This window comes from Nocardia australiensis (genome assembly GCF_020733705.1).
Taxonomy (GTDB): Bacteria; Actinomycetota; Actinomycetes; order Mycobacteriales; family Mycobacteriaceae; genus Nocardia; species Nocardia australiensis.
Window position 1 is genome coordinate 1604334 of sequence record NZ_JAJFZM010000001.1, and the last position, 12764, is coordinate 1617097.

The 12764-nt window shown below is 66.4% G+C and carries 7 protein-coding genes; 4 read left to right on the forward strand and 3 right to left on the reverse strand.

The window, feature by feature from the left end:
- Positions 1-15 precede the first annotated feature (15 nt).
- Positions 16-813, reverse strand: coding sequence for a hypothetical protein (locus tag LKE06_RS07240; protein WP_227997844.1), 798 nt, complete (start codon positions 811-813; stop codon positions 16-18).
- 124 nt (positions 814-937) lie between these two features.
- Positions 938-1483, reverse strand: a complete 546-nt coding sequence (locus LKE06_RS07245) for a TetR/AcrR family transcriptional regulator (RefSeq protein WP_308188312.1) — start codon at positions 1481-1483, stop codon at positions 938-940.
- Between the two features lie 116 nt (positions 1484-1599).
- Here LKE06_RS07245 and LKE06_RS07250 point away from each other — a divergent pair, with 116 nt between their 5' ends.
- Positions 1600-3123, forward strand: a complete 1524-nt coding sequence (locus LKE06_RS07250) for an MFS transporter (protein WP_227997845.1) — start codon at positions 1600-1602, stop codon at positions 3121-3123.
- 48 nt (positions 3124-3171) lie between these two features.
- Here the strand turns inward: LKE06_RS07250 and LKE06_RS07255 are convergent, their stop codons facing one another.
- A complete protein-coding gene (locus tag LKE06_RS07255; protein WP_227997846.1) occupies positions 3172-4926 on the reverse strand; it encodes a DUF4407 domain-containing protein in 1755 nt (584 codons plus the stop codon).
- Positions 4927-5167: 241 nt separating this feature from the next.
- Between LKE06_RS07255 and aroQ the strand changes: the two genes are divergently transcribed.
- The 3 genes from aroQ to LKE06_RS07270 all read left to right on the forward strand — a co-directional run bounded on the left by aroQ (position 5168) and on the right by LKE06_RS07270 (position 12699).
- Entirely contained in the window at positions 5168-5803 is a 636-nt protein-coding gene (gene aroQ, locus LKE06_RS07260; RefSeq protein WP_227997847.1) for a gamma subclass chorismate mutase AroQ, read from the forward strand.
- Positions 5804-6517: 714 nt separating this feature from the next.
- On the forward strand, positions 6518-11170 hold the full coding sequence (gene gltB, locus LKE06_RS07265; protein WP_227997848.1) for a glutamate synthase large subunit: 4653 nt from the start codon (positions 6518-6520) through the stop codon (positions 11168-11170).
- Between the two features lie 59 nt (positions 11171-11229).
- Entirely contained in the window at positions 11230-12699 is a 1470-nt protein-coding gene (locus LKE06_RS07270; protein ID WP_227997849.1) for a glutamate synthase subunit beta, read from the forward strand.
- Positions 12700-12764 lie beyond the last annotated feature (65 nt).

The window sequence follows — 12764 nt, forward strand, 5'->3', positions numbered from 1 at the left end:
CTACGCGAGGGTGTCTCATCGCCCCGCCGAGCTGGGAAGTCGGATGTCGAGACCCTCACGGCGGCAACGGCGGTCGGTGTAGGACACCACTCGGGTAGCCGCCTCCATGACCTCCCCGAAGCTGGCGATCAGCAGCACCGCGGCCGTGAGCAGCACGATGACCGGCCAACGGTGGGTACCGGAGAAATCCGAGAGATACCACGGGATCCCGAGTAGCGGAACGGCCAGCAGCACCATCAGACCGCGCTGGCACAGCCACAGTCCGGCGGTCGGCCATTCCGCACCGCCGACAAGGAGTTTCGAACGCGCCATGGCGGTGGCATGCGAGGCGCCCTCGCCGAACATCACCGGCACCGCGACGAACCGCTGGGCACGCAGGTAGCCGAGCCAGATCAGCGCGAACGGGAAGGTGACGATCAATAGGCTGCCGAGCGCGAGCACGCTCACCCCGATCAGTGTGAACATCACATGGAACACCAGTAGCGCAACGCCCGCGGCCCGCATCCTGGTCAGTGCCGTTCGCCAGCCGATCAGTTCACCCGAGGCACTCGCGAGCCCGAAAGCGACGGTCATGCCGCGCAGCGCGAACCGCAGCAGCCAGGCGCAGACCGCCGTCGACAGCACCGCGGCCCAGGCGGTGCCCTGATCGGAGCCGCGCGTGAGGTGTGAGACGCCCGCGGTGACCGCGACGACGACGAGCTCGGCGATCGCCAGCCCGGCCGCTATCGAGACGGCCAGGACCACGATGTTCGCCTGGATCAGCGCGAACGGCTCGTCGAGCAGTTCGCGGAAACTCAATGGACGGATCGGCACCGTCGTTCCAGGGGACCCTGGTCGTGAATGATCTCCCGCCCCGACGGCACCGGCCGACTCGGCGGCTGGTAGCACGGGCCGAGTCTAACGCTCGGTGCGCGCCGCCGACGGGGAGCGACCTCGATCAGCGTTTCAGCAGGCGGTCGACGACATCGCGGTAGCGATCGGGATCGATAGGTGGCAGCCCGAGCAGGGCGCGCAGGTAGACACCGTCGCCGACGAGTCGAATGATGTCGGCGTCGACGGGGTCGTCGACCTCGGTATCCAGTCCGTCCGACCACGAGTTCAGCATCTCGGCCAGGGCCCGCTGCACCTCGTCGATCTCCGGCCCGGAGTTGGCGTCGACGGTGCGCATGGTCGCGAGCATGGATCGGTAGAGCGCAAGTTCCAGCGCGTCGGCGGCGTTGTCGGTGTTGGGGGTCTGTAGATACCACTCGGAGACCGAGGTGCCCTTCGCGACCGCGTCGCTGAGCTGTTGTTCGGCGCGCTCGGTCAGGCGGCGTACCAGGCCCGCGAGCAGGGCGTCCTTGCTCTTGAAGTGGTAGAGCAAGCCGCCCTTGGATACGCCGGCCGCCGCGGCGACACTCTCCAATGTCACCTGGGACATGCCTTTTTCCAGCAGCAGGGTTTCGAGCGCGTCCAGGATTCGGTCGCGAGTGGTTGCCGTCACCAGCTGAACTATACCGGCTGGACGGTAATGTGAGGTACTGTACCGTCTGGACGGTAAGAAACTGACGACGGAAGTCGAGAAGGACCATGACGACACACTCGGGGACCACACGGACCATGTCCGGCACCCGAACCGATACCACGATTCCCGCTCCGCCACGTGCCCGCGCGCGCGACTGGGCGGGGCTGGCCGTGCTCGCGCTGGCCCTACTGCTGCTCGCTGTCGATGCCACTGTGCTCGACCTGGCCGTGCCCGCGATCAGCGCCGACCTCGCGCCGACGACACCACAACTGCTGTGGATCATCGACGTGTATTCGTTCGTGCTCGCGGGACTGCTCATCGTCATGGGCAACCTCGGTGACCGGATCGGCCGACGCAGGCTGCTGCTGATCGGCGCCGTCGGATTCGGTATCGCGTCGGTCATCGCGGCTTGGTCCTTCTCGCCGGAAATGCTCATCGCGGCCCGGGTGCTACAGGGCGTCGCCGGTGCGACGCTGATGCCCGCGACGCTGGGGTTGATCCGCTCGATGTTCCTCGATCCGCGCCAGCGCACCGTGGCCATCGCGGTCTGGAGTGCGATGGCGGGCGGTGGCGCGGCGGCCGGACCGCTGCTGGGCGGCTGGCTGCTCGAGCACTACTGGTGGGGCTCGGTGTTCCTGGTGAACCTGCCGGTCATGCTGGCGCTGGTTGCCTTGGGTCCGTTCCTGATTCCGGAATCGCGCGACCCGAACCCGGGCCGTTTCGACCTGCCGAGCGCCGCGTTGTCGATGCTGGCGCTGGTGCCTGTGGTGTACGCGGTGAAGGAATTCGCGGCCCATGGTTTCGGTACCGTGCCCGCGATCGTCGGTGTCGTCGGTGTGGTCGCGGGTGTGTTGTTCGTCCGTAGGCAGCGCGGCCTCGCGCATCCGATGATCGACCTGAATTTGTTCGGGCTGCCCAGGTTCCGCACTGCGGTCCTGACTAGCCTGCTATCGGTGTTCGCGCTGGCAGGCGTGCTGTTCTTCGGTTCACAGTACTTGCAGTTGGTGCTCGGCCATTCACCATTGCAGGCCGGGTTGCTGCTACTGCCCGGCCTCGCCGCGAGCATGGTCGGCTCGCTCGCCGCGGCCTGGCTGGTGCGCTACCTGCGTCCGACCATCGTGCTCGGTGCCGCGTTGACGGTTGCCGCACTTGGTTCGGCCGTGTTCCTCTGGTTGACCGGGGACGCCGCGACCAGCACCACGCCGTTCATCCTCGGCTTCCTGTTGACGGGTGCCGGTGTCGGTGTGGCACTGACCATTTCATCGGACCTGGTGGTCAGCTCCGCGCCGGTGGAGCGGTCGGGCGCGGCCGCCGCAGTGTCGGAAACGGCGTACGAGGCCGGTATCGCACTGGGTGTCGCGGTCCTCGGCAGTGCCGTTATGGCGGTATTCCGCAATGGGCTCGACCTGTCCCAGGTCCCGGCCGATCAGAAAGCCGTCGCGTCCGAATCCCTCGGTGGCGCCACGGAGTTCGCGCGCCGGCTTCCAGAGGCGGCCGGTAACGACTTCCTGATGTCGGTCCACGAGGCATTCGTGAACGGCGTACACCTTGCCGCCATCGGCACCGCGGCGGTGCTCCTCATCGCGGCCGTGGTCGCCTTCCGGCAACGCGGGGCCTGAGGAATCGTGCTTCGGGGTTGATCGGGTTCAGCGGCCCTGCGGACACTCTCAGCGCCCGGGCGGGAGTTCGCGGCGGGAGTTACCGGGTAGTTCGGGGTTGCGGCGCGCGGGCAATTCGCCGTTGTGCCGCGCGGGCAGGCTATACCCGGAGCGGGCGGATGGCAGTGCGGAGTAGCGCGGGACGTGCGGGGCGGAATAGTCGGCGTCGACGACACCGGCGGCGATATGCTGCGCCTGCCACTGGGGCACACCGGGCGGCAGCTGGTGTTCGCCGGGCACCGCGCCCATCGCGGGTGCGTGCGAGTCCTGCGAGTCGACGGTGACTTTCCGGGTGCGTCGCAGGGTGAAGGTGATCTCCTCGACCTCTTCGAATGCCTGCCGCGCCGTGCGCAGCGGATGTGTCGCCGTGTCGATCGCGTTGGCGACGAACGACGGCACCAACGGCAGGATGAAGCGGGCCGCAGTATCGCTGAACGGCACGGTGCCGATCAACGGAAGTTCGAGGCCGCCCTTCGCGGTATCGGCGGCCGGAGTCAACTGGCCGGTGCTGCTCGCGGGTGCGAGCGCACCGGCGTTCACGCCCGTGGGCAGATTCGGTGTCACGTTCGGCTCCTTGGACACGGAGCTGTACCGGCGGTCACCAGCTGACGCGGCTGGTAGTTCGCGGCGCGGCGGCTCGGTGATACCGAGTTCCAGCCCGCCGACGGCGGCAATGATGCGGGTGCGCTGGCGTTCTCGATCAACGGCGGTATCCGCCTCGATGGCCAGCCGGGCGACGGTGAGTTGCTGCTCGGCGCGCAGGGTTTCCGCCTCGGCACGCACCTCGGCGCGCTTGGCGGCGATGGCGGCGTCGGCGCTACGTTCGGCGTGATCCGCGACCATGTCGGCGGCAATCCGACGGTCGAGGAAGGTCTCACCACGCCACCACCGCAGGATCAATGGCAGCAGCGCCAGGAAGATCATCGCCACGATCGTCAGCACGCGCAGTGCTAGCGCGCCCGCATTGTGGCTGGTGTAGTCGTTCATGGCCTGCCAGCGCGCGCCGAGACCACGATCGGCATCGGTGAAGGCGGTGGATTCGGCTGCGCGGACCGCCTTTTGGTCGTCGGTGATGCGCTGGTCGAGTGCGGACGCCCGTTCCTGCGCCGCGGCCAGTTGGTTACGCGCGTCTTCGAGCATCTCGTTCGCGGTCTGTGATTCCGGTCCGCGGCCGGGCACCCCGGTGATTCTGGTCTGCGGACATCCCGGCGTCGGGTTGAATTCGCATCGGGCGGTAACCAAGGACTGGTCGATGTCGTTGCGCGCCTTCGTGATCGACTGATCCAGCGCGGCCCGGTTCGCCCGGTCGGCGTCGAGTACGCCATTGGCGGCCACCACCGCGGGGGCCGAGGCGACCGAGCGCTGGGCACTTTCGTCCACGAGCCGGTCGACGGTACCGCCGAACAACACCACCGCCGCCAACTCGGCGATCAACCCGCCGGCCAGCACCGCCACCGCGAACCGCGCGAGCATCCCGACCCGGTCGGAGCCGACGGCGGTGCGCCGGGTCGCCAGGGCGCGAGCGATCGCCCCTGCCACCAGCGCGACGATCAACGTCGCGGCGATGACAGCGAGCAATGACCAGGTACCGGCCGAGGCGAGGGCGGTGATCGCACCGGACACCACCGCGAACGACAGCACGACGGCGCCGGTGAGGGCATAGCTTGTGCGTTCGTGGCTCGCGCGTTCGTGCCCGGGAGCTGTCTCATGGGGTTCGCGTTCGAGACCGCCGCCGAGCCGGGCGAATACGCCGGTGACTGTCATCGGATCTCACATCCTCTACGTCCCGGTCAATGTGGCGAGCTTGGCGGAAACTGTCACAGATTCGTTGTCACAGAGTGACAGGCGCAGTCCCAACACACCGAGCACGCCCGCGGGGTTGTGGGCAAGCTCACAGATACTCGCAGATCGAACGCCCGCTGGTACGTGGAAGTCCCTGTTTGGCGGGCGTAGATGTGGTTGCCGCCTAATCTGGCGCGGTGACTCGTTCGGCGAACATGGAGGCATGGAAATGCGGGGACTCGTCGGTGTCATCTTGTCGGTGCTGTTGGTGCTGGCACCTGCCAATGCGCACGCGGAGCCGGGCGAGCAGGACCCCGCAACGGTGAGCGTGGAGCCGATGAACGCGGAGCAGGTCGACGCGGAGTTGTTGAATCGGTTGGTCGAGTTGGTGGCCGATCGGCTCGATACCGCGGATGCCGTCGCCGCCGCGAAGTGGGCGACCGCCGTACGCGATGGCACCGAGCTCACCGTCGACGATCCGGCCCGCGAGGCCGAGGTCTATGACGGCATGGCTCGCCTCGGCGCGCGTCGTGATCTGCCCGAGAACTGGGTCAGGCAGGTGTTTTTCGGCCAGATCGAGGCCAACAAGATGGTGCAGCGCGGCCTGCTGACGCGTTGGCGTTTCGACCCGGCCGCGGCGCCGTCGACCCTGCCGGACCTGTCCGCGGTCCGGCCTCGGATCGATCGACTAAATGCGGACATCGTCGATCAGTTGGCCGCCCGGCACGACGAACTCGCCGCGCCGGACTGTGTGGAACGACTCGCGCACAGCGTCTTCCGCACCCTTACATCGGGCGGCGCCGATCCGTTGCATCAGGCGGCGCTTGTCCGCGCGGCGGCCGGTTTGTGTAAGCCATAGGCGCGCAACGGTATCCAGTGTGGCGAATAGCACTCCAAGACTGTTGCTGAAAGTGTGCTGAAAACCATAATTGCAAAAAGAGTCCGGACGGTCGGATCCGGTTTGCTGCTCGTCACGCCCCTGTCGGAAATGTCTCATCAGGCCCGTTGACGAGTTAGCCGCAGTACGGGTGGTTTGCCTGCCCCGGACCGGGGGAAATCATCTTCGATGCAGGTGAGCGCCGGTTCCGGAATTCGGTCGGCGCACCGGATCGGGCTCGGTACGCTCGTTGTCGCTGGTTAGCGCGGCGAGTCGGGGGATCGCTCCTGCCGGATTCACTGCTTTACACTGGACAACGCGCACACGTGGAGGATCGAATGAAGAAGCCCAGCTAGACCTGGTTATTAGTGCAACCTAAGTTGGTTGGGCCCCGGACCTGAATTATCGTTTGCTCTTACGCCGAACGCAGAATGTTCGGCGCTATGCCCCGCTCTGGCAGCCGAAGCAGGTGCCCAGCGTAGCGGGCTAGCATTCGCACGGAGGTAGGGAACACGTAAGTATCCCGTTACCATCGAGCACCCACTACGTGGTACCCGCGGGTGGACAACTGGAGACGTGACTGCACGCCGAAGACCATCAGCGCGGCTGGATTCGGACCGTACGGGCGCAGTCTTGACGGAGGCATTCGACGAAAGGCCCTTTTCTTCGAAGGCCGACTTTCCTGAAGGCAGAGGCATGACGCAACTTCCTGGCCACAGGTCCCCTGGACCTATCGGGCTCTATGACCCGGCGAACGAACACGACGCCTGCGGTGTCGCGTTCGTCGTCGACATGTACGGCCGCCGCAGCCGCGACATCGTCGACAAGGCTATTACTGCTCTGTTGAACCTGGAGCACCGCGGTGCCGCAGGTGCCGAACCCAACAGCGGTGACGGCGCCGGCATCCTGATCCAGATTCCGGACCGGTTCTTCCGGGCCGTGGTCGACTTCGAGTTGCCGCCCGAGGGCTCCTACGCCACCGGTATCGCCTTCCTGCCGCAGGCCCGGCGCGAGGCGACGAAGGCCGCCTACGGCCTGGAGCGCATCGTCGAATCCGAGGGCCTCGCCGTGCTCGGCTGGCGTGAGGTCCCCACCGACGAATCCACGCTCGGTGCGCTCGCGCGCGATGCCATGCCGACCTTCCGGCAGATCTTCATCGGATCTCCGAGAGGCGCGGCCGAACAACTGTCGGGCATGGATCTGGAGCGTCGTGCCTATGTCGTGCGCAAGCGCGTCGAGCACGAGCTCGGCAAGGCGGGCGCCGGTGAGGGTGCGGTTGGCAAGGAGTCGGTGTACTTCCCGAGCCTGTCCGGTCAGACCTTCGTCTACAAGGGCATGTTCACCACGCCGCAGCTGCGCGCGTTCTACCTGGACCTGCAGGACGAGCGGGTGGAATCCGCCCTCGGCATCGTGCACTCCCGGTTCTCCACCAACACCTTCCCCTCGTGGCCGCTCGCACACCCGTTCCGCCGGGTGGCGCACAACGGTGAGATCAACACCGTCACCGGCAACGAGAACTGGATGCGGGCCCGCGAAGCGCTGCTGCGCTCGGACGTATTCGGGATCAACGAGGCAGGCAACAACCGGCTCGAGAAGATCTTCCCCGTTTGCACGCCCGGGGCGAGCGATACGGCCCGCTTCGACGAGGTCCTGGAACTGCTGCACCTCGGCGGCCGCAGCCTGCCCCACGCGGTCTTGATGATGATTCCCGAGGCGTGGGAACGCACCGAGACAATGGACGCGCAGCGACGCGCCTTCTACGAGTACCACTCGATGCTGATGGAGCCGTGGGACGGCCCGGCATCGGTGTGCTTCTCCGACGGCACCGTCGTCGGCGCGGTGCTCGACCGCAACGGCCTGCGCCCCAGCCGTATCTGGGTGACCGATGACGGCCTGGTCGTGATGGCCTCCGAGGTCGGTGTCCTCGACATCGATCCGTCCAAGGTGGTCAAGAAGATCCGGCTGCAGCCCGGCCGCATGTTCCTCGTCGACACCTCGCAGGGCCGCATCGTCGGTGACGACGAGCTCAAGACCCAGCTCGCCGCCGAGCAGCCATATCAGGAATGGCTCGACGCCGGCGTGACCAAGCTGGCCGACCTGCCTGATCGCCCGCACGTGCACATGTCGCACGATCGCGTGCTGATCCGTCAGCAGATCTTCGGATACACCACCGAGGAGCTGAACCTGCTGATCTCGCCGATGGCGAAGACCGGTGGTGAGGCGCTCGGTTCGATGGGCACCGACACCCCGATCGCGGTGCTTTCGTCGCGACCGCGACTGCTGTTCGACTACTTTTCGCAGCTGTTCGCGCAGGTCACGAACCCGCCGTTGGACGCGATCCGGGAAGAGGTCGTCACCAGCCTGCGCCGGGCCATCGGCCCCGAGGCGGACCTGCTGCACCCCGGCCCTGAGTCTTGCACGCAGATCGCCATCGAGCAGCCCATCCTGGACAACGACGAGCTGGCCAAGCTCATGCATATCAACGACGACGGTTCGCAGCCCGAGCTGCGTTCGGTGGTCGTGCGCGGTCTCTACGCCGTCAAGAAGGGCGGCAAAGGCCTGCGCAAGGCGCTCGAGGCGATCAACACCCAAGTGTCGGCCGCCATCGACGGTGGCGCGCGGATAATCGTGCTGTCCGATCGCGAATCCAACGAGAGGCTGGCGCCGATCCCGTCGCTGCTGCTGACCTCGTCGGTGCACCACCACCTGGTCAGGGAACGCACCCGCACCATGGTCGGCCTGGTTGTGGAGGCCGGTGACGCCCGCGAGGTGCACCACATGGCCATGCTGGTCGGTTTCGGCGCGGGCGCGATCAACCCGTACATGGCTTTCGAGACCATCGAGGACATGATCGACCGCGGTGCGCTGGTGGTGCCGGGCAGCACCGGCGACACGTCCGCCGACTATCGCAAGGCGGTCGCGAACTACAACAAGGCCGCGAGCAAGGGTGTGCTCAAGGTGATGTCCAAGATGGGCATCTCCACGCTGGCCTCCTACACCGGCGCACAGTTGTTCCAGGTGATCGGCCTTTCGCAGGAACTGGCCGACGAGTACTTCACCGGGCTGCGCTCGCACCTCGATGGCATCGGGCTCGACGAGGTCGCCGCCGACGTGGCGGCGCGGCACAACATCGCATTCCTGGAGAACCGCAACGAGCGCGCGCACCGCGAGCTCGAGGTCGGCGGTGACTACCAGTGGCGGCGCGAGGGTGAATACCACCTGTTCAACCCGGATACCGTGTTCAAGCTGCAGCACGCGACCCGCACCGGTCAGTACTCGATCTTCAAGGAGTACACCAAGCTGGTCGACGACCAGTCCGAGCAGCTGGCCTCGCTGCGTGGCCTGTTCAAGTTCAACACCAAGAGCCGCGCCTCGATCTCGATCGATGAGGTCGAGCCCGCCAGTGAGATCGTCAAGCGGTTCTCGACCGGTGCGATGAGCTACGGGTCCATCTCCTCGGAGGCTCACGAGACCCTCGCGGTCGCGATGAACCGTCTCGGCGGTCGCTCGAACTCGGGTGAGGGCGGCGAGAGCCCGGCTCGCTTCGAGCCGGAGGAGAACGGCGACTGGCGGCGCAGCGCGATCAAGCAGGTCGCCTCCGGCCGCTTCGGCGTGACCGCGCACTACCTGACCAACTGCACCGATATCCAGATCAAGATGGCCCAGGGCGCCAAGCCGGGTGAGGGCGGCCAGCTTCCGGCGCACAAGGTGTACCCGTGGGTCGCCGAGGTGCGGCACTCGACACCAGGTGTCGGCCTGATCTCGCCGCCGCCGCACCACGACATCTACTCGATCGAGGATCTCGCGCAGCTGATCCACGACCTGAAGAACGCGAACCCGCAGGCTCGGATTCACGTGAAACTTGTCGCGGAGCCGGGTGTCGGCACCGTCGCGGCCGGTGTGTCGAAGGCACACGCGGACGTGGTGCTCATCTCGGGTCACGATGGCGGCACCGGTGCCTCGCCGCTGACCTCGCTCAAGCATGCGGGTGGACCGTGGGAGCTCGGCCTCGCCGAGACCCAGCAGACGTTGCTGCTCAACGGACTTCGTGACCGGATCGTTGTGCAGGTCGACGGCCAGATGAAGACCGGCCGCGACGTGATGATCGCCGCGCTGCTCGGAGCCGAGGAATTCGGTTTCGCCACCGCGCCTTTGGTGGTGTCGGGTTGCATCATGATGCGCGTCTGCCACCTCGATACCTGCCCGGTCGGTGTCGCGACGCAGAACCCGGTGTTGCGGGAACGTTTCAACGGCAAGCCGGAGTTCGTCGAGAACTTCATGCTGTACATCGCCGAAGAGGTCCGGGAACTGCTGGCGGAGTTGGGCTTCCGCACGTTGAACGAGGCGATCGGCCGGGTCGACATGCTCGACACCACCAAAGCCAAGCAGCATTTCAGGGCCAGCAAGCTGGATCTCTCGCCGATTCTCGACGATGTCGAGACCGCGTTCATGCGTCAGGATCGTCGCTGCACCAAGACCCAGGACCACGGTCTGGACCGAGCGCTGGATCAGCAGCTGATCACACAGAGCCGCGATGCGCTCGAGCGTGGCCAGGCGGTGAAGTTCGAAACCAAGATCACGAACGTGAACCGTACCGTGGGCACCATGCTTGGTCACGAAGTGACCAAGCTCTACGGTGGCGCGGGCCTGCCCGACGACACCATCGACATCACCTTCACCGGGTCCGCGGGCAACAGCTTCGGCGCCTTCGTGCCCGCTGGCATCACGCTGCGGGTGCAGGGCGACGCGAACGACTATGTGGGCAAGGGACTTTCCGGCGGCCACATAGTCGTCCGCCCGTCGCTGAACGCGCCGGCCGAGTTCGTTGCGGAGCAGAACATCATCGCGGGCAACGTGATTCTGTTCGGCGCCACCAGCGGCAGGGCGTTCATCCGCGGTGTCGTCGGCGAGCGGTTCGCCGTGCGCAACTCGGGCGCCCTCGCGGTGGTGGAGGGTGTCGGTGACCACGGCTGTGAGTACATGACCGGTGGCCGGGTCGTCATCCTCGGTGAGACCGGGCGCAATTTCGGCGCCGGCATGTCCGGCGGTGTCGCGTTCGTCTACGACCCGAACGGCGGCTTCCGAGCGAAGCTCAACCCGGAGCAGACCGACGCCGTCGAGACGCTGTCCGGTGACGACTTCACCTGGCTGCGCGACATCATCACCGAGCACCGTGAGCAGACGGGTTCGGCTGTCGCCGAACACATTCTGACCGACTGGTCGCAGCAGGTGAACCACTTCGTGAAGGTTATGCCACGCGAATACAAGAAGGTACTGCTCGCTATCTCCGAGGCTGAGAAGAGCGGCAAGGACGTGGACGAGGCGATTATGGAGGCCGCTCGTGGCTGACTTGACCCGCGACCAAGAGATGATCACCTCCTCGAGGGGCGAGAAGACGGAGGCGGCTCGTGGCTGACCCGCAGGGATTTCTGAAGAGCACCTCTCGGGAGCTGCCGACGCGTCGTCCGGTCCCGCTGCGCCTGATGGACTGGAAAGAGGTCTACGAGGAGGGTTTCGCGCACGAAACCCTGCAGCGTCAGGCCAGCCGGTGCATGGACTGCGGTATTCCGTTCTGTCACAACGGCTGTCCGCTGGGCAATCTCATTCCCGAGTGGAACGACCTGGTCTACAAGGGCCAGTGGCGTGAGGGCATCGACCGGCTGCACGCGACCAACAACTTCCCGGAATTCACCGGGCGGCTGTGCCCCGCGCCGTGCGAGGCGTCCTGCGTGCTCGGCATCAACCAGGACCCGGTGACGATCAAGCAGGTCGAGGTTGAGCTCATCGAGAACGCCTTCGACGAGGGTTGGGTGACGCCGGTTTATCCGACCCGCCTGACCGGTAGGAAGGTCGCGGTCGTCGGATCCGGCCCGGCCGGCCTGGCGGCCGCGCAGCAGCTGACCCGGGCCGGTCACACGGTCACTGTATTCGAGCGGTCCGACCGCATCGGCGGCCTGCTGCGCTACGGCATCCCGGAATTCAAGATGGAGAAGCGCTTCATCGATCGCCGCGTCGCGCAGATGGAGGCCGAGGGCACCATCTTCAAGACCAGCGTGAACGTCGGTATCGACATCACCGCCGACCAACTGCGTGAGCGGTTCGACGCGGTGGTGCTCTCCGGTGGCGCGACCCTCGCGCGTGACCTGCCGATCCCGGGCCGTGATCTGGACGGCATCCACCAGGCGATGGAATTCCTGCCGTGGGCCAACCGAGTGCAGCTCGGCGACGACGTCACCGACGCCGACGGCCTGCCTCCGATCCACGCCAAGGACAAGAAGGTCGTCATCATCGGTGGCGGCGACACCGGCGCGGACTGCCTTGGCACCTCGCACCGTCAGGGTGCGGCGAGCGTGCACCAGTTCGAGATCATGCCGCGCCCGCCCGAGGAGCGTGCCGTCTCTACTCCGTGGCCGACCTACCCGCTCATGTACCGGGTGTCCTCGGCGCACGAGGAGGGCGGCGAGCGGGTGTTCTCGGTGAACACCGAGCGTTTCGTCGGCGCCGACGGCAAGGTCACCGGGCTGGACGCGCATGAGGTCAAGATGGTCAACGGCCGCTTCGAGAAGGTCGAAGGCACCGACTTCACCCTCGAAGCCGACCTGGTCCTGCTGGCCATGGGCTTCACCGGTCCCGAGAAGCGGGGCCTGCTCGAGGGTCTCGGTGTCGGCTACGACCAGCGCGGCAACGTCCAGCGCGACAAGAACTGGTCGACCAACGTCCCCGGCGTCTTCGTCGCCGGCGATATGGGACGTGGCCAGTCGCTGATCGTCTGGGCTATCGCCGAAGGCCGTGCCGCGGCGTCCGCGGTCGACAAGTTCTTGGAAGGGGAGACCGCGCTGCCCGCGCCGATCACCCCGACCATGGTCGCCCAGCGCTGAGGAAGAACCCGCCTCTTACCGGAGCGGAAAAGGCGCCTGTGGACAGTTTGTCCACAGGCGCCTTT

What these genes read in the sequence shown, in the direction of transcription:
- LKE06_RS07250 (WP_227997845.1), top strand. Translation starts at nt 1,600, where the DNA reads ATGTCCGGCACCCGAACCGATACCACGATTCCCGCTCCGCCACGTGCC.
- aroQ (WP_227997847.1), top strand. Translation starts at nt 5,168, where the DNA reads ATGGAAATGCGGGGACTCGTCGGTGTCATCTTGTCGGTGCTGTTGGTG.
- gltB (WP_227997848.1), top strand. Translation starts at nt 6,518, where the DNA reads ATGACGCAACTTCCTGGCCACAGGTCCCCTGGACCTATCGGGCTCTAT.
- LKE06_RS07255 (WP_227997846.1), bottom strand. Translation starts at nt 4,926, where the DNA reads ATGACAGTCACCGGCGTATTCGCCCGGCTCGGCGGCGGTCTCGAACGC.